This window comes from Streptomyces sp. NPDC007875 (genome assembly GCF_042868035.1).
Taxonomy (GTDB): Bacteria; Actinomycetota; Actinomycetes; order Streptomycetales; family Streptomycetaceae; genus Streptomyces; species Streptomyces antimycoticus.
Map to the genome: position 1 here is coordinate 11,827 of NZ_JBIADZ010000010.1, position 21,594 is coordinate 33,420.

A 21,594-nucleotide genomic window follows, 5' to 3' on the forward strand; every position below is an offset into this window, starting at 1 on the left:
CCGCCGGGTGCGCCTGGTGGTGGGGTGCACGCTGCCGCGACGATGCTCGCGGGTGGTCCGGGTGTGCCCGGCGGCCAGACGCCGCCCCCGGGCGCTCCGCAGCCGCCTGGTCCGCCCGGTCCTCCCGGCCCCCCTGGTCCTCCCGGGGTCCCTGGTGCCGGGCAAACGCCCCCTGGTGGGCAGGGTGGTGGGCAGACGCCGCCTCCGCCGGGTGCGCCTGGTGGTGGGGTGCACGCTGCCGCGACGATGCTCGCGGGTGGTCCGGGTGTGCCCGGCGGCCAGACGCCGCCCCCGGGCGCCCCGCAGCCGCCCGGTGCGCCCGGCGCTCCGGGCCAGGGTGCCCCATCCGGCCCGCAGCCGCCCGGCCCACCCGGTGTCCCCGGTGTGGGTGGTCCGCATACGCCGCCGCCCCCGCCGGGCGCGGTCGGGCCGCCGTATCCGGGTGGACCGGGTGCGCCGGGTGCTCCCGGCATGCCTCCGCCCGCCGGTGCTCCGGTTCAGGGCCTGGCGCCGCCTCCGGGTATGCCCGCGCCGGGCACACCTGCCCCAGGGACACCCGCGCCGGGCACGCCCACCCCAGGCATGCCTGCCCCGGGCACGCCCGTTCCCGGCACGCCCGTGCCGGGTATGGGGTCGCAGCCCGGTTATGCGTATCCGCCGCCCCCCGGTCAGCCGACCGTTGGTCCGGGCTATATGGCGGTGCTGCGCTACCGCGCGCAGGACGGTTCGGAGCAGCAGCTGATCCGTCGTTCGGCGCCGGGGACGCCGCATCCGGAGTGGCAGATCCTGCATGAGCTGCGGGCGATGAACGTGCCGCCGCAGCAGGTGCTGGAGCTTCATACCGAGTTGGAGTCCTGTGATCTGCCCGGTGGTTACTGCGCCCGGATGATCCGGGAGAGCTGGCCGCAGGTGCGGATCAGCCACACCGCTCCGTACGGTCGTGATCACGCGACCCGGCAGCAGGGTGTGCGTCATCTGCTGGAGCACCAGGGCGAGCTGCACCAGGTGGCGGACGGCCCGGCCCGTCCGGCGCCGAACCGGGTGCCGCTGCCGCATCCCAGCCAGGTGCAGCCGATTCCGCCGGTGCCGCCGGAGGGGCTGGCGCATGAGCTGGGTCAGGCGTTCGGGCCGCAGGGCATCGTCCGCTTCGACCAGCGCGCGGTGTCGCGGATGGGCGTTCCGGAGGTGGTGGCGCAGACGCTGGTGTGGGCGGGGCTGCCGCTGGACTTCGGTCCGTTCTTCTGGGCGCAGGCCCAGGCGGGCCGTCCGGTGCCGACGCTGGCGGAGCTGGCGGCGGAGCGCGGGGTGCAGTCCGCGTCGGACTCGGGTTCTTACCTGGTCATGGGCAATGACTTCGGCCGTCAGCTGTGTGTGCAGTACGGCACGGCGAACATCGTGGCGGTGCCGTTGGAGGCGACCCCGCAGCCGACGCCGCCGCAGTTCGTGAACACCGGGCTGCCGGAGTTTGTGCGGTGCATGGCGCTGCTGGGCCGGATGTGGCGGCTGCGGTACGGGCTGACGCCGGACCAGGCGGGCCGGTGGACGGTGGACTTCCAGGCGCAGCTTGCGGGTCTGGATCCGGCGGCGTTGTCGGCTCCGGACAACTGGTGGGCGGTGCTGCTGGAGCAGATGTGGGACGGTCTGTTGTAGGTCCGTCCGTGCGGCTCTGACCGCGCGCACCGTACGAACGGCGATCGAGGCGCCCGACCCCCGTGACGGGGGCGGGCGCCTCGTCGTTGTTGTCACCGGCGGCGGTCCCGGCCGGAGATATGGGCGGAGTGTCGCGTTATGGGGGATGAGAGGCCATCTATAAAGATGTGCGCCGAAGCGCGTTGCATACCGGACAAAAGGGGTTCCAAGGATGGGCGCATCGGTGTCACGTCAGGGCTTCACCATCGTCGGCGGACGGGGCCGTGGCTACCGGCCCGCGCAGGTCGACCACTATGTGGCGGAGCTGTCCGAAGCGCGGGACGCGGCGTGGGAGCGCGCCGCGCGCCTCACCGTGCTGGCCAATGAGCTGACCGCCGAGGCGGAGCGGCTGCGCGAGGTGATCGCCCAACTGGCCCCCCAGACCTATGAGTCGCTCGGCGACCGGGCCCAGCTGATCCTCATGGCGGCCGAGGAGGAGGTCGTCTGTCTGCGGGCGGCGGCCGAGGCATCGGCGCAGGAGGAGTGGGAGGCGGCGCAGGCCGTGGCCCGTACGGTGCGGGACGCCGCCCGTGACGAGGCCGAGCGGGTCCGCGAGGCCGCCGAGGTGGCGGCGCGCGCGACCTTGGAGTCGGCCCAGGTGGATGTGGATGAGCTGCGGGCCGTCTCGCGTCAGGACGCCAAGGAGTGGCGGACGCAGGCGCTGGCGGAGTTGAAGGAGATGCGGCACCGCGCCGCCGGGATCCTGGCCGAGCAGGAGCGGGAGCACGCCGAGCGGTGGGAGGCGGCGGGCCGTGAACTGGCCGAGCGGGACAACGCGATGACGGCCCGGCGGACCCAGTTGGAGGAGTACGCCCAGGCGACGCTCGCCGACGCCAAGCGGGAGTACGGGATGGCCGAGCAGGCCGCGCGGCTGCGGCAGGAGGACGCGCAGGCGCAGGCGGCGGAGATCATCGCCCAGGCGCGGGCCCGCGAGGAGCGCCTGGCGCGGGAGACGGAGCGGACGCTGCGCGAGCATGTGGAGCGGCGTGAGGAGCTCAAGGCGCATCTGGAGCATGTGCGCGGCAGCCTGGCGGCGCTGACCGGTAAGCCGGTGGCGGCGGAGGACGCGGCGGCGCCGCGCCCCGAGTCCTGAACGCTTTGCCGCGCCCCGAGTCCTGAACGCTCCGCCCGGCCTCGCGGACGCGGTCGGGGCACCGTCGGATCCGGGTGCCGTCCGGCCGGAGTGCCGGTCGGAGTGCGGTTGGCCCCGTCAGGATTCCGTCTCGGCCTCGGCTTCGGTACGGACCGGGAAGCGGCGCGGGGCGAGGAACACCAGAACCAGCAGCGCCAGCAGCGCGGCGGTCGCCGAGCCCAGGTAGACGTGGTCGACGGCGGTGTCCACGGCCCGCCGCAGATAGTCGGCGGCCTGGTCGGTGAGGGCGGCGGGGTGTTCCAGGGCGCGGGAGACCGAGTCCAGGTCGTCGGGCAGCCCCGGCCGGATGGCGTCGGGGGCTTCGGTGAGCCGGGAGGCCAGGGTCGCGTTGGCGACGGCCCCGAAGAGCGCCGCCCCGAGGCTCTGGCCGACCTGGCGGCAGAAGAGGATCGAGGCGGTGGCGGTGCCGCGCTCGGCCCATTCGACGGACGACTGCACCCCGATGATCAGCGGCAGTTGGAAGAGCCCGAGGGCGCCCCCGAGCAGCAGCATGATCAGCGCGGGCTGCCAGGCGGCGCCCGGGAACGGGAGGAGGGGGAAGGCGGCCAGGATCAGCGTGGCGGCGGCCATGCCGATGATGGCGCAGCGCCGGAAGCCGACGCGGTTGTAGACGCGGCTGCTGAGCGCGGCCGCGATCGGCCAGCTCAGCGTCATCGTGGAGAGCACGAAACCGGCCGGTATCGGTCCGAGCCCCAGCACCGACTGGGCGTAGGTGGGCAGAAAGACGGTCGGTGCGATCATCAGTAGGCCGAGCGCGGCGAAGGCGAGGTTGACGGCCGAGATGGTGCGGCGGCGCCAGACCCAGCCGGGGATGATCGGTTCGGCGGCGCGCCGTTCGATCCATACGGTGGCCGCGGCGCATACGGCGGCGCCGCCGAGCATGGTGAGTGACGGGGCGGACAGCCAGTCCCAGGCCACCCCGCCCTGGACGAGGGCGGTCAGCAGCAGTCCGCCGGTGAGGAAGACGCCGAGTGCCCCGGCCCAGTCGATCCTGGGGCGGCCCGCCCGGTGCCGTCGCGGTTCGTGCAGATGGCGGGTGATGAGCAGGAACGCCAGGGCGCCGACCGGCAGATTGATGAGGAAGATCCAGCGCCAGTCGGCGTATCCGGCGAGCACTCCGCCGATCGCGGGGCCCGCCACGGAGGAGAGCGCCCAGACCGAGGAGAGCCTGGCCTGTATCTTCGGGCGCTCCTTGAGCGGGTAGAGGTCGGCGGCGACGACCTGGATGGTGCCCTGGAGCGCCCCGCCGCCCAGTCCCTGGACGATCCGGAACGCGATGAGGGAGGCCATGTTCCAGGCGGCGGCGCACAGCAGCGAGCCGATGAGGAAGACCACGACGCCCGCGAGCAGGATGGGTTTGCGGCCGAAGGTGTCCGAGAGCTTTCCGTACAGCGGCAGGGAGACGGTGACGGCGAGCAGATAGCCGGAGAAGAGCCAGGAGAAGACGGAGAAGCCGCCGAGGTCGCCGACGATCTGCGGTACCGCGGTGGAGATGATGGTCGAGTCGAGCGCGGCCAGCGCCATGCCGAGCATGAGGGCGGCGGCGACGGGGCGGCGGCCGCGGGGGGTGGGGGCGCCGGGGGGCGGCTGGGGTGTGGGGGGCTTCGGGTCCGCGTCCATCGGCCGTCGTGCGGTGCCGCCCACGGTGGCGCGCTCCCTTCGCCGGTACGCGCCGGCACGTGTCCCTGATGTTCGTGCGAGGGACTCCCGTACGCACGATCCTTGTACGACCCACGATTCCATGGCGGTACAGGCCGGGGGAAGAACGCATCCGGGCTGTCCAGAAGGCCCGGCTTGAGCCTGACGTGGCGGAAGGGGGCAGAATTTACCCCGAGTCCGGGTCAGCCTCAGGACTCACTCCCCTAGGGGATGCCCACCCTGTACTCCTACTCCCGGTTCGTCCGGGCGGATGAGGAGCCTGTCGTCCCGGCTTCATAAGGTTGCTACGGGCTGCGCGACCGAGGGGGTGGGGCTAGCCCTACCGCTGAGAGGGAGTCCTTCCCCATCGCGGAGGTTCCCGGATCACGGCAATCTGGATGCCGTGATCGGGGAGCGACATCGCCGATCAAATACTGAAGGAGAACGAGCGTGACAACGGCTGTATCGATTCCCAGGACCGGGGGCAGCGGAGGACATACGGCCGTCGCCGCCCGTGCGCGTCAGGTGCTCAAGGCGTATGGCTCGGGGGAGACCCGGGTGGTCGCGCTGGACCATGTGGACGTGGACATCGCGCGTGGGCAGTACACCGCGATCATGGGCCCGTCCGGTTCCGGCAAGTCGACCCTGATGCACTGCCTGGCCGGTCTGGACACCGTCAGCTCCGGGCAGATCTTCATCGACGAGACCGAGATCACCGGGCTGAAGGACAAGAAGCTCACCAAGCTGCGCCGGGACCGGATCGGCTTCATCTTCCAGGCGTTCAACCTGCTGCCGACGCTCACCGCGATCGAGAACATCACGCTGCCGATGGACATCGCGGGCCGTAAGCCCGACCGGGCCTGGCTGGACCGGGTGGTGGAGACCGTGGGTCTGGCCGGCCGCCTCAAGCACCGTCCGAACCAGCTCTCCGGCGGTCAGCAGCAGCGTGTCGCCGTGGCCCGCGCCCTCGCCGCCCGTCCCGAGATCATCTTCGGTGACGAGCCGACCGGAAACCTGGACTCGCGGGCCGGTGCCGAGGTGCTGGGCTTCCTCAAGCGGTCGGTGGACGAGCTGGGCCAGACCATCGTGATGGTCACCCACGACCCGGTCGCCGCCTCCTACGCCAACCGTGTGCTGTACCTGGCCGACGGCCGGATCGTCGACGAGATGTACAACCCGACGGCCGATCTGGTCCTGGAGCGCATGAAGCACTTCGACGCGCGGGGACGGGTGTCATGACCGTCCTCAAGACCTCACTGCGCAACTTCGTCGCCCACAAGGGGCGGATGGCGCTGTCCGCGATCGCCGTACTGCTGTCGGTGGCGTTCGTCTGCGGCACGCTCGTCTTCACCGACACCACCAACGCCACGTTCGACAAGCTCTTCGCGAGCACCGCCTCCGATGTCACGGTCAGCCCGAAGGGCGCCAGCGACAACGACACCCGGCAGGGCCGGATCCGTTCGCTGCCCGGTTCGGAGCTGGCGCGGCTGAAGCAGGTGGACGGCGTCAAGTCGGTGATCGGCGACGCCACCAGCCAGTCGATCACCGCCGCCGACCGGAACGACAACAGCATCGGCTCGGACTCCGGCGCCCCGACCATCGGCACCAACTGGGACCCGACCGAGACGCGCTCGGTCCAGATCACCTCCGGTCACGCGCCGCGCGGCCCGACCGAGGTGATGGTCGACGCCGACACCGCCAAGAACAAGAAGCTGAAGCTGGGCGACGAGATGCGGATCATCGCCATCCCCGGCGAGTTCCGCGCGAAGATCGTCGGCATTGCCACGTTCCAGGTGACCAACCCCGGCGCCACGCTGGTCTTCATGGACACCGACACCGCGCAGCGCAAGCTGCTCGGCGCTCCCGGGGTGTACTCCAGCTACCTGCTCACCGCCCAGCCGGGAGTCAGCCACGACCAGCTGAAGAAGAGCGTGGTGGCCGACCTCGGCACCGGCGTGAAGGTGCAGACGAAGGCCGAGTCCAGCAAGGAGGCCGAGGACGACATCGGCTCGTTCCTGGACGTCATGAAGTACGCGATGCTCGGCTTCGCCGGGATCGCCGTCCTGGTCGGCATCTTCCTGATCGTCAACACCTTCTCGATGCTGGTCGCCCAGCGCACCCGTGAGATCGGCCTGATGCGGGCCATCGGCTCCAGCCGGAAGCAGATCAACCGGTCGGTGCTGATCGAGGCGCTGCTGCTCGGCATCGTGGGCTCGATCCTCGGTGTCCTCGGCGGGGTCGGCCTCGCGGTCGGCCTGATGAAGATCATGGGCAGTGCGGGTCTGCATCTGAGCACCGACCAGCTGACGGTGAAGCCCACCACGCCCATCATCGGCATCGGCATCGGCGTCATCGTCACCGTCATCGCGGCGTACATCCCCGCCCGCCGGGCCGGGAAGATCTCCCCGATGGCGGCCTTGCGCGACGCGGGTACCCCGGCGGACAGCAGGGCCGGATGGATCCGCGGCGTGATCGGCACCCTGCTCACCGCGGGTGGCGCGGCCGCCCTGGTGGTCGCGGGGAACGCGGACAAGGCGGTCGACGGCTCGATGTTCCTGGGCCTGGGCGTGGTGCTGACGCTCATCGGCTTCATCGTCATCGGCCCGCTGCTGGCCGGTCTGGTGGTCCGCGCGCTGGCCACCGTCGTCCTGCGGATCTTCGGCCCGGTCGGCCGGCTGGCCGAGCGCAACGCGCTGCGCAATCCGCGGCGCACCGGCGCCACCGGCGCGGCCCTGATGATCGGCCTGGCGCTGGTCGCCTGTCTGTCGGTGGTGGGCTCCTCGATGGTCGCCTCGGCCACCGATGAGCTGGACAAGTCGGTGGGCGCGGACTTCATCATCCAGTCCGACATGGGCCAGCCGATCACCGAGGGGATCGAGAAGTCGGTGCGCCAGGCCAAGGGCCTGAAGCACATCAGCGAGGCCAAGAACATCGACGGCACCAAGCTCACCCTGCCGGACGGCAAGACGGTCACCAAGGACCTTTCGGCCGCCAGCCCGACGTACGCGGAGGACCTGCGCACCCCGGTTGTCGAGGGTGATCTGGCCGCCGCCTACGGCAAGGACGCCATGTCGGTGCCGGAGGGCTTCGCCAAGGACCACAAGGTGAAGAAGGGCGACACGTTGACCGTCGCCTTCAAGGAGGGCCGGACCGCCAAGCTGACCGTCGCCGCGATCACCTCGGACGACGTCAGCCTCGACAAGGGCGCGATGTACCTCAACATCGCCACCGTCGAGAGCTATGTCCCCGCCAAGCTGATCCCGGCGGACGTCATGATGCTGGCGCAGGCCAAGGACGGCCAGGAGGACGCGGCGTACGCATCCCTCAAGGCCCAGCTGCACCACTACCCGTCGGTGAAGGTGCGCGACCAGACCGACTACAAGCAGGAGGTCAAGGACCAGGTCGGTCAGCTGCTCAACCTGGTCTACGGTCTGCTGGCGCTGGCGATCATCGTCGCCGTCCTCGGTGTGGTGAACACCCTGGCCCTGTCGGTGGTCGAGCGGACCCGTGAGATCGGCCTGATGCGCGCCATCGGCGTCTCCCGCCGCCAGATGCGCCGCATGATCCGGCTGGAGTCCGTGGTCATCGCGCTCTTCGGCGCGCTGCTGGGGCTGGGTCTTGGCATGGGCTGGGGAACCACGGCCCAGAAGCTGCTGGCGCTGGAGGGTCTGAAGACCCTGGAGATCCCGTGGCCGACGATCATCACGGTCTTCATCGGCTCGGCCGTGGTGGGTCTGATCGCGGCGCTGGTCCCGGCCTTCCGGGCGGCGCGGATGAATGTGCTGAACGCGATCGCCACGGAATAGCCAAAGCCAACGGGGGAAATGACGCCTTCTGCCCCCCCATGGGGGGCAGAAGGCCGACCGGCCCGGTGTGCGACGGGGGAGCGCACCGGGCCGGTTTTTCCTGCGCACCGGGGCGAAGACGGCCACCGGCCGTCATGCGGAAATACGGGATGAGCTCTCCGCGGATGTCGGACGGAGCGGAGTTCCCGGGGCGCGGGTGAACACGTACCGGCCCTTGGGCGGTTTGACTTGGAGTGCGCTCCAACTCCTAGCGTGATCGTCACGACCACGAGGGAGGTACCCGATGTCCGCACTGCCCACCCGTCGCCTGGGTGCACTGACCGTCGCGGCCCAGGGCCTGGGCTGCATGGGAATGAGCCATGGCTACGGCGCCTCGGACGACGCCCAGTCGATCGCCACCCTCCACCGCGCCCTCGACCTCGGCGTCACGCTGCTGGACACCTCCGACTTCTACGGTTCCGGGCACAACGAGGAACTGCTCGGCCGGGCCCTGGCCGGACGCCGGGAGCAGGCGGTCCTGGCCACCAAGTTCGGCTTCGCCAACCGGCTGGGGGAGCCGACCGCGATCCGGGGCGACGCCGCGTACGTCCGCCAGGCGTGCGACGCGTCGCTGCGACGGCTCGGCGTCGACCACATCGACCTGTACTACCAGCACCGCGTGGACCCCGAGGTCCCCATCGAGGAGACCGTCGGCGCGATGGCCGAGCTGGTGAAGGCGGGCAAGGTACGCCACCTCGGCCTGTCCGAGGCGGGCGCGGACACCATCCGCCGCGCCCACGCGGTGCACCCCATCGCGGCGCTGCAGAGCGAATGGTCGCTGTGGACGCGGGATCTGGAGCACGAGATCGCCCCGGTCTGCCGTGAGCTCGGCATCGGCCTCGTCCCCTTCTCCCCGCTCGGCCGCGGCTTCCTCACCGGCCGCTACACCTCGACCGACGGCCTGCCGGAGGGCGATGTGCGCCGCACCCAGCCCCGGTTCGCGGACGGCAACCTCGAAAAGAACCTGGCCATCGTCGGGAAGCTGAACGAACTGGCCGCCGAGAAGGGCGTCACCGCCGGCCAACTCGCCCTCGCCTGGGTGCAGCACCGCGGCGACGACGTGGTTCCCATCCCGGGCACCCGGCGCCAGAAGTACCTCGAGGAGAACCTGACCGCCGCCACCCTGGAGCTCTCTCCCGAAGAGCTGGCCGCGATCGACGCCGCCGCCCCGGCCGACCAGGTCGCCGGCACCCGCTACGACGAGAAGAACCTCACCTTCGTCAACCGCTGATCCGCACGGCGGTGTTCACCGTGCCCAGCGCCTCCTGCTCCCCGTCCGGCAGCCGGCGGGCCGTGCCGACTACCGCTTCATGCGGGCGGGGGAGGCTTGGCGGAGGTCCGCGCCGGAGCTGACGTGCCGGTGGGTTTCCTGGGGGCCGTGCCAGTCCAGGCACAACACGGTGGCGTCGTCTTCCAGCTTGCCGCCCGAGGCGTCCAGGACCGCGCTGGTCAGCATCAGCACGGTCTCCCGCGGATGCAGGTGCCGGGTGCTCTTCAGCAGGGTGGCCATATCCACCTTCTGCGCGTCCCGTTCGAGCATGCCGTCGGTGAGCATGATCAAACGATCGCCGGGGCGTAGATCGATGTCCTGAACACGGTAGGAGTGGGCCGTGGGCACGGGCACCCCGAAGGGCGGGTCCGCCTCGCAGGGGATTTCCTCCACGGTTCCCCCGCGTACGCGCAGCGGCAACGGGTGGCCGGCATTGACGAGTTCTGTCCGCCCGGTGCGGAGGTAGATGCGCAGCAGCTGCCCGGTGGCGTGGCCGCGGCCATTGTCGGCCAAGGCCCGGTCGGCCCGCCGGGCCTGCTCGGTCAGGTCGGCTCCCGCGCGGCGGGCGCCGCGCAGGGCGCCCATGAGGACGGTGGCCGTCAGCGCGGAGTCGATGTCGTGGCCCATGGGGTCGGTCACCGACAGGTGCAGGGCGTCCCGGTCCAGGGTGTAGTCGAAGGTGTCACCGCTGATCATTTCCGAGGGTTCCAGACTCCCGCTCAGGGCGAACTGGGCGGCCTCACACGACAGCGACGACGGCAGCAGCTGGTATTGGATCTCCGCTGGCAGGGTGGGCGGCCTGGAGCGTTTGCCCCAGGTGTAGAGATCGGTGAAGCGCTGGTTGGCGATCACGATATAAGCCAGGACGTGGGCGGCTTCGCCGACCGCGTCGAGGATGCCTTCGCCGGGCTCGGTCGGCAGCAGCACCTCCAGCAGACCGATCGCGTCCCCACGGTTGGTGACCGGGGCGATCACTCGCTGTCCCTGGCCGGTCGCCTCCTGGTACAGGCGCTGGGTGCGCATCACCCGCTCGTAGACGCTGCCGAACAGTTCGATCCGCTCCGCGGCCCGCCCGACTCCCTCGGTGGAGGCGGTGGACAGGCGCGCTACCTCCTTCCCGGTCAGATCCAGGATGAGGAAAGAGACCTGCGTGGCGTCGAAGCGCCGCCGCAGGTCCTCGGCGACCACATCGACGGACTCCACCGGTGCCGCCGTCTCCGCCGCTGTCAGCAGGCGGGAGAGTTCACTGTGCCCACTCACAAGCCGGCTCCCTTCGTGCACCACCCCTCTCATCAGCGTAAACCTGTCAATGTGGGCGCCGCCGTCCATGGGCGCCAAGCCGGGCCTTCACGAGGCATGAAGGTCGATCGGCGAGCGACCGATGAGTTTCGCGGTGCCCCGGGGTCTCAGGTGGTGAACGCATCACCCCAAGGGAGATCACCATGACCGAGAGCGCGAAAGGCACCCGGCTCGCCGAGGTGGGCCGGGTGGCCGTCACCGTCGCCGATCAGGACCGGGCGCTGGACTTCTACGTGGGCATGCTCGGTTTCGAGAAGCGTGCCGACATCCCCTTCGGCGACGGTCACCGCTGGATCGAGGTGGGCCCGGCGGGCGCCCCGACCGGGATCGCGCTCGTCCTGCCGCGCGAGGGCGGCCAGGGGCCGGGCTACGAGACCGGCATCATCCTCACCTCGGAGGACATCGACGCCGACCACGCGACGTTGCGCTCGCGCGGCGTCGACACCGACCCGGAGGTCCAGCGCTGGGGCGCCCCGGTGCCGCCGATGTTCAGCTTCCGGGACGGGGACGGCAACGCGCTGATGGTCGTCGAGAACGGCTGACCGCACCCGGCCGGGAGCCGGTTGCCGAGTAGCTGGTGATGAGCCGCATGGAAGAGCCGGTCCGCGACGGGGGCGGACCGGCTCTTCCACCGGCTACGACACGTGGCGGCCGATGTGCTCGGCACGGACGCGCAGCAGGAACGCGATCCAGCTGCGGTAGGGCCGCCAGCCGTCGGCGATCCCGGCCAGCCGGCCGATGTCGCCGGAGGCGGTCTCGTCGAGGCCGTACGCGGCGGCGATGGCCGCGTGCAGGCGCCGTTCGTGGCGCGGGAAGACGTCGGGGTGCCCGGCGCCGCGGATGAGGATGAGCTCGGCGGAGAACGGGCCGATGCCGGGGAGGGTGCGCAGCGCCGCGAGGGCGTCGTCCCCCGGCATCGCGCGCAGCCGTGCGGCGTCCAGTGCACCCGCGTCGGCCGCCTCCGCCAGCGCGTGCAGCCGCTCGATCTTCACCTCGGTCAGACCGGGGACCCGGGTGATCGCGCGCAGCACCGGCGGGGTGGGGAAGGCGTGCAGGGTCCGGCCCGCGATCTGGACCCGCCGTCCGTACCGCTCGGCGAGGCGGGCCTTGATGGCGGCCGCCTGGGGCATGCGGATGCGGTGGCCGATGACCGCCCACACGGCGGCTTCGTAGGGCGAGTGGAAGCACACCGGCCGAAGGCCCGGAAATTCCGCCATGAGCCCGGCCACCACGGGGTCGGCGGCGGCCAGTTCGGGGAAGCCGCTTCCGTCGACGTCGAGCGAGAGGATGCGGGCGAGCTGGGCCCGGACGGCCTCGTCGGGCCAGGACGGCTCCCCGGCGCACAGGGGCCCGGGACCGGCGGACACGGCCCCGGCGGACGCGGGGTCCGCCGGGGTGCCGTCCAGGTCGCCGTCCGGTTCGCCGGGATGCACGGTGAACTCGGCCCGTATCGTGCCCGCTTCATCGTCCGCCGTCTCCTCCTGCCGCACCGCGGCGGCCACCGTCGAGTGGCCGTCGTCGGCGGGAAAGGCCAGGCGGAGCACCTCGTCCGCCGTGCCGGAATAGCTCGCGGGGGTGAAGCCCTCCAGGAAGTGGACGCTCGCCGCCAGCGAGAAGGGACCGGCCGGGGTGAGGGAGACGGCGGTCACGATCAGCCTCCGTGCGCGGTGATGGCGTAGCCCTCGGGGCCGATGAAGGTGAACGTGCGGCCGAAGGGGCTGTCCTGCGGCGGGGCGACGATGGGCACCCCGGCGTCGGCGAGCTGGTCGTGCAGCGCCTGGGCGTCCGTGGTGCGGAACCACAGGGCCACGCCGAGACCGGGCCGTGCGACGTCGTCGAGCTCCACGCCCGGCAGCGGCTCGCGGACGGCGAACGGGATCGGCTGGGTGGTGAACACCACGGCGCCGGGGGGCGATGCCGGTGCCCGCCGCAGTCCGAGGTGCTTTTCGCAGAAGGCGGCCGCCGCCTCGACGTCGCGTACCTGCAGGGCGATGAAGTCGGGGCCGTCAATGGTGGCGGTCATGGGTCCTCCCCGGGTTGTTTGATGTCAGGACTTTGACATTCCCGGACTGTACGCACACCCCCTCCCCATGTCAAAATCCTGACATGGAAGACCGGACTCCCGTGGCCCCGCCGCACCCCGCTCACGACGTCACCGAACATGTGGGATACCGCCTCAAGCGCGCCGCCGCGGCGCTGCGCGGCGCCATGGACAAGGCGCTGCGCGAACGCGGCCTGACGGTGCCGCAGTACGCCTGCCTGGAACTCCTCGACCAGCGGCCCGGCCTGTCCAACGCCGAGCTCGCCCGGGGCACCTTCGTCACCCGGCAGTCCATGAACGTCGTCCTGCGCGGCCTCCAGGACGCGGACCTGATCTCCCGGCCCGCCACCACCGACCACGGCCGCGCCCTCCCCGCCCACCTCACCGAGGCCGGCCGCGAAAGGCTCCACGCGGCCCGGTCCGCCGTCTACGCCATCGAACGGACCATGGTCGACGCCTTCCCGCAACGGCGCCTGGCCGCCCTGCTCGCCGACCTCGACCGCATGGCGGAAGCCCTCGGCGGCTGACCGGCCTCAGTCGCGGGGGAGCAGGGTGCCCAGCGGGCCGAGGTCCAGGTTGAGGTCCTCCGGCGTCAGTCCGTGCTGGTCGCACAGCTCCGCCATGCGCTGGTCGAGCAGCATCAGCGTGGTGCCGATGCGCTCGATCTGACCGTCGGTGAGGCCGCCCGCGTCGATGCGGCGGATGGCCTGGCGTTCCATCAGCTGGCGGAGGAGTTCGACGACCGTCAGCACGAGGGCCACCAGGTCGCGGCCGACCGAGTCGCGGTCGATGTCGAGGTGGGTGGGGGGCGGGCTCATAGCGGCCCGCTGTCGGTCCACGGGGCCGGGACCCGCTCGTTGACCGAGGAGAGCAGGGCGTGCAGGGAGAGGCGGACGAGGGGGACCTCGGCGATCGCGATGACGAGGTCGCCTGTGACGACGACGCCGGTGGCGAGCACCCGGTCGAGGAGGTCCACGAGGGGGACGCCGAGCGGTCCGAGGGCCTCGGCGGGGGTGCTTCCCCATGCGGGGGCCTCTTTGCGGGCGATGTCGGCGGGGGCCGCTTCCCATGCCGCTTTGGCCGGGGCGGCGTCCCAGGCGGCCCTGGTCATGGGGACATCCCTCCGTTGGTAACCCCTCGGTCGGCGATCCGTTCACCCGCGACTCCTCCATCGGCGAAGGAGTAGGGCGCCCACGGGCCGGAGAGCTCGATCTGGACGTCCGTCTCATCGCGGCGCAACGACGCGAGGGCGGCGCGCAGTTCGCGCTCCCGGCCCAGGTCGAGGAGATAGGCCGCGTTCAGCACATGGGTACGGTGCTTCCCGGTCACCTCGACGCCGTGCGGGCGCAGCCGGCGCGCGGCCACGGCGAGGCTCCGGACGACGGTGTCCACCCGCTCGGCGGCCCGCAGCGTCAGGGTGTGGTGCTGTTCGCGACGCCGCTGCCGGGTGCGGACGCGGTCCAGATACGCCCGCCCGCCGGCCGGGCCGTCCGCCGGGGCGGCTTCCGGGGCGGCTTCCGGGGCGGGCGGCGGTCCCGTCGGGGCGTAGACCTTGACGCCCCATTCGGCCCGGCCCGTGATCCGGTCCAGCGCGGTCAGGAGGGACGTCTCCCGCTCGCCCAGGGCCTCGCGGGCCCGGCCGTCGTCGAGATAGAGGGTGGCCAGCGGCAACGGAACGGTGGGGGCCAGCGCCGACGCCGCCGTGATCACCGTGTGGTGGGCGCGGGCGCAGCGCTCCAGCTCATCGCGGTCGGACAGCCGCCGCCGCAGCGCCTCCTCGCCGAACCCGGTCGCGGGCACGTCCTGGACCACGGCGGTGAGCGGGCCCGCCGCGAGCGTACGGACGGGGGCGCCGGTGCCGAGCCCGGGGAGCGCGGCCAACGCCGTGAGGGCGCCGCCGCGGCAGACCGCGAAGGCGTAGGTGAGGGTGGGGGCCTCGGGCGGGGTCATGTGTCCCTGCCCTCCTCGGGGGCCGTGGCGCCGACCGCGCTCAGCCGCTCATCGGAGTCCATGCGCGACTCCAGGGCGTGGAGCCGTTCGCGCAGTTCCGCGTTCTCCTGGGCGAGGGCGTCCTTCGCGGCGCGCGAGGAGAGGGCGGGATCGGTTTCCCACCAGTCGATTCCGGCCTTGCGGGCGGTGTCCACGGAGGAGATGAACAACCGCAGCCGGATGGTGAGCAGTTCGATGTCCAGCAGGTCGATCTTGATGTCTCCGGCGATCACGATGCCCTTGTCCAGGACGCGTTCGAGGATCTCGGCGAGGTCGGAGGGGTGCCGGTCGGCGGTCACGGAAGGGGGGTACACCAGATCGCGGTCAGTCATGGCGGCTCACCCTTGCCCTTCCTCCTGGGCTTCGGCTGCCTGAGCGCTCCAGCAGGTCCAGCAGCCGGTCCTCTTCCCGGTCGAACTCCTCGGGCCCGATCGCCCCCGACTCCAGGGCCTCGTTCAGCGCGGCGAGCCGGGCGCGCAGCACCGACGGATGGCACAGCTCCTCCTCCGCGATGTCCCGCACGCGCTCCGCGACCCACACCACCCCCCGCACCGGCGCCAGCGGGAAGAGGACGACCTGGCTCAGCACTCCCATGTCAGGCCGGGCCTTCCGCGAAGCTGTAGCAGGGCAGCGGTCCGGTGAGCCGCAGCTCGACCCGGTCGCGGTGGCCGGCCGCGAAGCGCTCCACCACGCCGTGGAAACGCCGCTCCTCGCGCCGGTCCAGCAGGAAGGAGACGTTGAGCACGCATCCCTCGACCTCGGGGCCGTGCACCTTGGCGTCCGCCACGGCGGAGAGCTCCGCGAGCACCGCGGCCGCGGCGGCGGCCGCCCTGCGCCCCAGCCCGCGCGCCACGGCCTCGCCGAGCCGCACGCTGGCCTCGTATCCCGGGGCCCTGCGGGCGGCGGTACGCAACCGGCTCACCTCGGGGTCCTCTCGTACCAGCGCGCCCAGGTCGGCCTCGGTGGGCAGCGCCTTGAGGTTCATCTCGACCCGCCCGTCCACGCGTTCGAGCGTGGCCAGGCAGTCGTTCTGGGACGACAGCAGCTGCTGCCGGACCGATTCCTCGTCGGGGGCGATCATCCCGAAGCGCATCGGCAGCACCGGCCCGTTTACCGCCAGTGCCAGGGCGAGGTCCTGGTGGGCGAGGAGGTCGCGCCGCTTGGCGCGCAGCCGGGCGGGAGCGTCGCTGATCACCGCGGCCAGCGCGCCGACCCGGAGGGTACGGACCGGGGCGGGCCGCTCGCCCACTCCGGTGCGGTCGGGCGGCACCGCGTGGGAGGCGCGGACGACGCCGTAGACGTACACGCTCCGGGGCGCGCTCATCGATCAGTCCTCCTCGGATTCACCGGTCAGTCCTCCTCGGAAGAAGCGGAACGGCGGCGGGCGCCGCCTCCGGCGGAGGTGCGCCGCCGGGGGCGGCTCTCCTGCTCCTCCCGCTCCTCTTCCTCCTCGTCGTCGCCGACCCCGACGGCGTGCTTGACCTTCTCTCCCACGCCTTTCACCGCCTTCTTGGCCTTCTTCTTGCCGATGCCGGCGGCCATCCCGCCGGCCGCGCTCCCGCCGCCGCCCCCGACCCCGCCCAGCAGTTCGGGAACGGTCGTGCTGCTGCGGTCGAATTCGAGGTCCAAGCGGTTGCAGGCTTCGGCGAAGCGGAGGTAGGTGTCCACGCTGGCGACCACGATGCGGGCGTCGATCTTCAGGATCTCGATGCCGACGAGGGAGACCCGGATGAAGACGTCGATCACCATGCCCCGGTCGAGGATGAGTTCCAGGACGTCGTAGAGGGTGCCGGTCCGCTGGACGCAGACGACCTCTTCCGTGTACGTGCCAGTGGGCATCTTGGGCCGTCCTTTCGGCTGTCGTCTCAGCAGTCGTCGGCCGCACCGCGCCGGTAGCGGCGGACCCTCCGGTATTCCTGGAGTTCGCCCCGCTGGTCGACGCGCACCTCGTACGTGGCCAGCAGGCTGGTGGTGTCGGGGATCCGGGCGACCTCGAGGACGTCCACGCTGACTACCCAGCCGTCCTCGTGGCGGGTCACCCCGCTGACGCCCTCGGGCTCATGGACGATCAGTGAGGCGAGCTGGTCGCATGCCCGCCGGGCGGCCTCGGCCGGCCTGGGCGGCCGGGGCCTGGGGCTCGTCTTGGTGGCCGTGGGGCGTGGTTCTCGCTCTGCCATGTGCACCAGTGTGATCACAGGGCGTGTCCGGCCGCCTGTTGTGATGGGCCAGACGGCCGCCTGCCGTGCTGGGCCGGACGCGGGTGCAGCTCGGCAAGGTCATATCGCGCATGCTCAAGAGCAAGGACATCCGCGGCGCGGCGTGAGCGTGCTGCGCCAAGCGGTACGCCCCCGGTCCGGTGCGGCGCTCACGCCCCGTCCCCCTTGAAGGGCCAATTATCTCCGGTGCAGTCGAACTGATCCAGAAATGGGGCAGGAATTGCTGGTTCCGCAACGGAACACATGTGAAGATGGCTCGCGGCCGGTTGCCCGTAATTGATGACCGGCCATGGGTGGAAAATACCTTTGGGGAATAATGCGTACACATAAGGCTGTGGCCTGCCTGTCCATCATGGTAGCCCTGCTGGCGGGCTGTTCCGACGATGGCGACAAGGGCAAAGCCGAGGACGACGGCATGGTGACGGTCGAATTCAAGGTGACGGGGGATTCGCCGGCGAGCGTATATATCCCCGGTATCAATTCGAGTCTGTATACCGATGCCAAGAAGAGTAGCGGTGACGCCGACCTGGATCTCGAAAACGTCAAGACGCCGTGGTCGAAGAAGTTCAAGGTGAAGCCCGGTAGGTCGCTGTCGTTGCAAGCGGGTTCCGCGGAGCCGAAGAAGGAAATCGGCTGCCAGATATTCGTCAACGGGGACCTCAAGGACGAGGAGACGCAGAAGAACAAGCCCGGCAGCACCCTCACGGCCGGGTGCTCGAGCGCGACCCCGGGCTGATCGGGGCGCGATCCACAGGCGCTCGGGCGGGCGACGGACCGGCGGAGATTGTCGGCGGGTGGTCGTACTCTGGAAGACCCCCGGCCCGTGACACGTGTCGGGTCGTTCGCGTTGTCCGCCTCCGGGATGGAATACCCCTTTATGAGCCTCACCGGTCTGCTCGACGTCGTCGTTAGGGACCCCGCGCTCGCCGAGGCGGTGCGCGGCGCCGCCGACGGCAATCGTCCCCACGTCGATCTGGTCGGCCCGCCGGCCGCCCGCCCGTTCGCCATCGCCGCGCTGGCGCGCTCCGCGGGCCGTCCCGTGCTCGCGGTGACCGCCACCGGCCGGGAGGCGGAGGACCTGGCGGCCGCGCTGCGCTCGCTCCTCCCGCCGGACGGGGTGGTGGAGTACCCATCCTGGGAGACGCTGCCGCATGAGCGGCTCTCCCCGCGCTCGGACACGGTCGGGCGGCGCCTCGCGGTGCTGCGCAGGCTGGCCCATCCGCGCCAGGACGACCCGACGGCGGGTCCGGTGTCGGTCGTCGTCGCGCCCGTGCGGTCCGTGCTGCAGCCGCAGGTCAAGGGGCTGGGGGACCTGGAGCCGGTGAGCCTGCGGGCCGGGGGGACCGCCGATCTTGAGGAGATCGTGGACGGCCTCGCGGCCGCCGCGTACTCCCGGGTGGAGCTGGTCGAGAGGCGCGGCGAGTTCGCTGTGCGCGGCGGCATCCTGGACGTCTTCCCGCCGACCGAGGAGCATCCGCTCCGGATCGAGTTCTGGGGCGACGACGTCGAGGAGATCCGCTACTTCAAGGTGGCCGACCAGCGCTCCCTGGAGGTCGCCGAGCACGGCCTGTGGGCCCCGCCCTGCCGGGAGCTGCTGCTGACCGACCAGGTGCGGGAGCGGGCCGCGGCCCTCGCCGAGGCCCATCCGGAGCTGGGCGAGCTGCTCGGCAAGATCGCCGAGGGGATCGCGGTCGAGGGCATGGAGTCCCTGGCCCCCGTCCTGGTGGACGAGATGGAGCTGCTGCTGGACGTCCTCCCGAAGGGCAGCATGACGGTCGTCTGCGATCCGGAGCGGGTGCGCACCCGGGCGGCGGACCTGGTGGCCACCAGTCAGGAGTTCCTGCAGGCGTCCTGGGCGGCCACGGCCGGGGGCGGCGAGGCCCCGATCGACGTCGGCGCGGCCTCCCTGTGGGGCATCGCGGACGTCCGTGACCGGGCCCGTGAGCTGGGCATGATGTGGTGGTCGGTGAGCCCCTTCGCGGCGGATGAGGAGCTTGACGCGGATACGGTCAAGCTGGGCATGCACGCCACCGAGAGCTACCGCGGCGACACCGCCCGGGCACTGGCCGACACCAAGGGCTGGCTCGCCGACGGCTGGCGCACGGTCTATGTGACCGAGGGCCACGGCCCCGCCTCCCGCACCGTCGAGGTGCTCGGCGGCGAGGGGATCGCGGCCCGGCTGGACGGCGACCTCACCGAGATCAAGCCGTCCGTGGTGCATGTGTCCTGCGGCTCGATCGACTACGGCTTCGTCGACCCGGCCCTGAAGCTGGCCGTGCTGACCGAGACGGATCTGTCCGGGCAGAAGGCCGCGGGCAAGGACGGGGCGCGGATGCCCGCGCGCCGCCGTAAGACCATCGATCCGCTCACCCTCGAAGCGGGCGACTTCATCGTCCACGAGCAGCACGGCGTGGGCCGCTACATCGAGATGGTGCAGCGCACCGTCCAGGGCGCCACCCGTGAGTATCTGGTGGTGGAGTACGCCCCGGCCAAGCGCGGCCAGCCCGGCGACCGGCTCTTCGTCCCCACCGACCAGCTCGAGCAGGTCACCAAGTACGTGGGCGGGGAGGCGCCGACCCTGCACCGGCTCGGCGGGGCCGACTGGACCAAGACCAAGGCGCGCGCCAAGAAGGCCGTCAAGGAGATCGCCGCCGACCTGATCAAGCTCTACTCCGCCCGGATGGCGGCGCCCGGCCACGCCTTCGGCGCGGACACCCCCTGGCAGCGGGAGCTGGAGGACGCCTTCCCGTACGCGGAGACTCCAGATCAGCTCACCACCATCGCCGAGGTCAAGGAGGACATGGAGAAGTCCGTTCCGATGGACCGGCTGATCTGCGGCGACGTCGGGTACGGCAAGACCGAGATCGCGGTCCGCGCGGCCTTCAAGGCGGTCCAGGACGGCAAGCAGGTCGCGGTGCTGGTGCCCACGACGCTGCTGGTGCAGCAGCACTTCGGCACCTTCGGCGAGCGGTACGGCCAGTTCCCCGTCAACGTCAGGGCGCTCTCCCGCTTCCAGACCGACACCGAGGCCAAGGCGGTGCTGGAGGGGCTGAAGGATGGCGCGGTCGACATCGTCATCGGCACCCACCGGCTCTTCTCCTCCGAGACCAAGTTCAAGGACCTGGGCCTGGTCATCGTGGACGAGGAGCAGCGCTTCGGCGTCGAGCACAAGGAGCAGCTGAAGAAGCTCCGCGCCAATGTGGACGTGCTGACCATGTCCGCCACCCCCATCCCGCGCACGCTGGAGATGGCGGTCACGGGCATCCGCGAGATGTCCACGATCACCACTCCGCCGGAGGAACGCCACCCGGTGCTGACCTTCGTCGGGCCGTACGAGCAGAAGCAGATCGGCGCGGCGATCCGGCGTGAGCTGCTCCGCGAGGGCCAGGTCTTCTACATCCACAACCGGGTGGAGTCCATCGACCGGGCCGCGGCGAAGCTGCGCGAGATCGTCCCCGAGGCGCGGATCGCCACCGCCCACGGCCAGATGTCGGAGACCGCCCTGGAGCAGGTCGTGGTCGACTTCTGGGAGAAGAAGTTCGACGTGCTGGTCTCCACGACGATCGTCGAGTCCGGTATCGACATCTCCAACGCCAACACCCTGATCGTCGAGCGCGGCGACAACTTCGGCCTCTCCCAGCTCCACCAGCTGCGCGGCCGGGTCGGCCGCGGCCGCGACCGCGGTTACGCGTACTTCCTCTACCCGCCCGAGAAGCCGCTCACCGAGACCGCCCATGAGCGGCTGGCCACCATCGCCCAGCACACCGAGATGGGCGCGGGCATGTATGTGGCGATGAAGGACCTGGAGATCCGCGGTGCGGGCAATCTGCTCGGCGGCGAGCAGTCCGGCCATATCGCGGGCGTCGGCTTCGACCTCTACGTCCGGATGGTCGGCGAGGCCGTCGCCGACTACCGGGCCTCGATCGAGGGCGGTGAGGAGGAGGAAGCGCCGCTGGAGGTCAAGATCGAGCTGCCGGTCGACGCGCACGTTCCGCACGACTACGCCCCCGGCGAGCGCCTGCGCCTCCAGGCGTACCGCGCCATCGCCTCGGCCACCAGCGAGGACGACATCCGTGCCGTCCGCGAGGAGCTCACCGACCGCTACGGCAAGCTCCCCGAACCGGTGGAGAACCTCCTCCTGGTCGCGGGCCTGCGCCTGTTGGCCCGCGCCTGCGGCGTCACGGACATCACCCTCCAGGGCTCCAACATCCGCTTCTCCCCGGTGGAGCTCCGCGAGTCCCAGGAGCTGCGCCTCAAGCGCCTCTACCAGCGCTCGGTGATCAAACCGGCCACCAAGCAGGTCCTGGTGCCCCGCCCGTCGACCGCCCGAATCGGTGGAAAGCCGCTGGTGGGGCGGGAGCTACTGGCATGGACGGGGGAGTTCCTGACGACGATCCTGGGATCGTGACCACGACCCTGGGGCCCTGACAGGGACCGCGGCCCACCTGGCGCCG

General features: G+C 71.3%; 21 protein-coding genes. 9 read left to right on the forward strand and 12 right to left on the reverse strand.

What is annotated here, in order from left to right; genetic code table 11:
- Together ACFYOY_RS21675 and ACFYOY_RS21680 are read left to right on the forward strand one after the other, a co-directional pair.
- The coding region (locus ACFYOY_RS21675; RefSeq protein WP_388588903.1) for an SUKH-4 family immunity protein at nucleotides 1-1,650 on the forward strand (1,650 nt) is incomplete at its 5' end.
- Between the two features lie 211 nt (nucleotides 1,651-1,861).
- Entirely contained in the window at nucleotides 1,862-2,782 is a 921-nt protein-coding gene (locus ACFYOY_RS21680) for a cellulose-binding protein (RefSeq protein ID WP_388588906.1), read from the forward strand.
- A 117-nt stretch (nucleotides 2,783-2,899) separates the two neighbouring features.
- Here the strand turns inward: ACFYOY_RS21680 and ACFYOY_RS21685 are convergent, their stop codons facing one another.
- Nucleotides 2,900-4,462, reverse strand: coding sequence for an MFS transporter (locus tag ACFYOY_RS21685; RefSeq protein WP_351887273.1), 1,563 nt, complete (start codon nucleotides 4,460-4,462; stop codon nucleotides 2,900-2,902).
- 468 nt (nucleotides 4,463-4,930) lie between these two features.
- Between ACFYOY_RS21685 and ACFYOY_RS21690 the strand changes: the two genes are divergently transcribed.
- The 3 genes from ACFYOY_RS21690 to ACFYOY_RS21700 all read left to right on the forward strand — a co-directional run bounded on the left by ACFYOY_RS21690 (nucleotide 4,931) and on the right by ACFYOY_RS21700 (nucleotide 9,556).
- On the forward strand, nucleotides 4,931-5,719 hold the full coding sequence (locus ACFYOY_RS21690) for an ABC transporter ATP-binding protein (protein WP_351886841.1): 789 nt from the start codon (nucleotides 4,931-4,933) through the stop codon (nucleotides 5,717-5,719).
- Entirely contained in the window at nucleotides 5,716-8,286 is a 2,571-nt protein-coding gene (locus ACFYOY_RS21695; protein WP_351886844.1) for an FtsX-like permease family protein, read from the forward strand. Before ACFYOY_RS21690 ends, ACFYOY_RS21695 begins: the two co-directional genes overlap by 4 nt.
- A gap of 283 nt (nucleotides 8,287-8,569) precedes the next feature.
- Complete coding sequence (locus ACFYOY_RS21700) at nucleotides 8,570-9,556, forward strand: aldo/keto reductase (protein ID WP_351886847.1); 987 nt, start codon at nucleotides 8,570-8,572, stop codon at nucleotides 9,554-9,556.
- Between the two features lie 69 nt (nucleotides 9,557-9,625).
- Here ACFYOY_RS21700 and ACFYOY_RS21705 read toward each other — a convergent pair whose 3' ends face one another.
- Nucleotides 9,626-10,855 carry a PP2C family protein-serine/threonine phosphatase gene (locus ACFYOY_RS21705; protein ID WP_388588910.1) on the reverse strand — a complete coding sequence of 410 codons (1,230 nt, stop codon included), beginning with the start codon at nucleotides 10,853-10,855 and terminating at the stop codon, nucleotides 9,626-9,628.
- A 182-nt stretch (nucleotides 10,856-11,037) separates the two neighbouring features.
- Here ACFYOY_RS21705 and ACFYOY_RS21710 point away from each other — a divergent pair, with 182 nt between their 5' ends.
- Entirely contained in the window at nucleotides 11,038-11,436 is a 399-nt protein-coding gene (locus ACFYOY_RS21710; RefSeq protein ID WP_351886850.1) for a VOC family protein, read from the forward strand.
- A 93-nt stretch (nucleotides 11,437-11,529) separates the two neighbouring features.
- Here the strand turns inward: ACFYOY_RS21710 and ACFYOY_RS21715 are convergent, their stop codons facing one another.
- Both ACFYOY_RS21715 and ACFYOY_RS21720 read right to left on the reverse strand, forming a co-directional pair.
- On the reverse strand, nucleotides 11,530-12,543 hold the full coding sequence (locus ACFYOY_RS21715) for a DNA-3-methyladenine glycosylase family protein (protein WP_388588913.1): 1,014 nt from the start codon (nucleotides 12,541-12,543) through the stop codon (nucleotides 11,530-11,532).
- A gap of 2 nt (nucleotides 12,544-12,545) precedes the next feature.
- Nucleotides 12,546-12,917 carry a VOC family protein gene (locus ACFYOY_RS21720; protein ID WP_351886856.1) on the reverse strand — a complete coding sequence of 124 codons (372 nt, stop codon included), beginning with the start codon at nucleotides 12,915-12,917 and terminating at the stop codon, nucleotides 12,546-12,548.
- Between the two features lie 83 nt (nucleotides 12,918-13,000).
- On the opposite strand from ACFYOY_RS21720, the gene ACFYOY_RS21725 reads away from it, so the two are divergent.
- Nucleotides 13,001-13,462, forward strand: coding sequence for a MarR family transcriptional regulator (locus ACFYOY_RS21725; RefSeq protein WP_351886859.1), 462 nt, complete (start codon nucleotides 13,001-13,003; stop codon nucleotides 13,460-13,462).
- Nucleotides 13,463-13,468: 6 nt separating this feature from the next.
- Here the strand turns inward: ACFYOY_RS21725 and ACFYOY_RS21730 are convergent, their stop codons facing one another.
- The 8 genes from ACFYOY_RS21730 to gvpO are packed head-to-tail and all read right to left on the reverse strand — an operon-like array spanning nucleotide 13,469 to nucleotide 17,101.
- Nucleotides 13,469-13,753, reverse strand: coding sequence for a gas vesicle protein K (locus ACFYOY_RS21730; protein ID WP_351886862.1), 285 nt, complete (start codon nucleotides 13,751-13,753; stop codon nucleotides 13,469-13,471).
- On the reverse strand, nucleotides 13,750-13,983 hold the full coding sequence (locus tag ACFYOY_RS21735; protein ID WP_211128297.1) for a gas vesicle protein: 234 nt from the start codon (nucleotides 13,981-13,983) through the stop codon (nucleotides 13,750-13,752). The genes ACFYOY_RS21730 and ACFYOY_RS21735 overlap by 4 nt, the downstream gene beginning before the upstream one ends.
- A gap of 59 nt (nucleotides 13,984-14,042) precedes the next feature.
- Nucleotides 14,043-14,885 (reverse strand): GvpL/GvpF family gas vesicle protein, encoded by an 843-nt coding sequence (locus ACFYOY_RS21740; RefSeq protein WP_351886865.1) that lies wholly within the window; start codon nucleotides 14,883-14,885, stop codon nucleotides 14,043-14,045.
- A complete protein-coding gene (locus ACFYOY_RS21745) occupies nucleotides 14,882-15,256 on the reverse strand; it encodes a gas vesicle protein (RefSeq protein ID WP_351886868.1) in 375 nt (124 codons plus the stop codon). The genes ACFYOY_RS21740 and ACFYOY_RS21745 overlap by 4 nt, the downstream gene beginning before the upstream one ends.
- A complete protein-coding gene (locus tag ACFYOY_RS21750; RefSeq protein WP_351886871.1) occupies nucleotides 15,249-15,518 on the reverse strand; it encodes a gas vesicle protein GvpG in 270 nt (89 codons plus the stop codon). Before ACFYOY_RS21750 ends, ACFYOY_RS21745 begins: the two co-directional genes overlap by 8 nt.
- Nucleotide 15,519: 1 nt before the next feature.
- Nucleotides 15,520-16,248: a GvpL/GvpF family gas vesicle protein gene (locus ACFYOY_RS21755; protein WP_351886874.1), complete on the reverse strand. Its 729-nt coding sequence runs from the start codon at nucleotides 16,246-16,248 to the stop codon at nucleotides 15,520-15,522.
- Between the two features lie 26 nt (nucleotides 16,249-16,274).
- Nucleotides 16,275-16,763, reverse strand: coding sequence for a gas vesicle protein GvpJ (gvpJ, locus tag ACFYOY_RS21760; RefSeq protein WP_351886877.1), 489 nt, complete (start codon nucleotides 16,761-16,763; stop codon nucleotides 16,275-16,277).
- Nucleotides 16,764-16,789: 26 nt separating this feature from the next.
- Nucleotides 16,790-17,101 (reverse strand): gas vesicle protein GvpO, encoded by a 312-nt coding sequence (gvpO, locus tag ACFYOY_RS21765; protein WP_351886880.1) that lies wholly within the window; start codon nucleotides 17,099-17,101, stop codon nucleotides 16,790-16,792.
- A 373-nt stretch (nucleotides 17,102-17,474) separates the two neighbouring features.
- Here gvpO and ACFYOY_RS21770 point away from each other — a divergent pair, with 373 nt between their 5' ends.
- A complete protein-coding gene (locus ACFYOY_RS21770) occupies nucleotides 17,475-17,876 on the forward strand; it encodes a hypothetical protein (protein WP_351886883.1) in 402 nt (133 codons plus the stop codon).
- A gap of 141 nt (nucleotides 17,877-18,017) precedes the next feature.
- A complete protein-coding gene (gene mfd / locus ACFYOY_RS21775) occupies nucleotides 18,018-21,548 on the forward strand; it encodes a transcription-repair coupling factor (RefSeq protein WP_388588920.1) in 3,531 nt (1,176 codons plus the stop codon).
- Nucleotides 21,549-21,594: the final 46 nt, after the last annotated feature.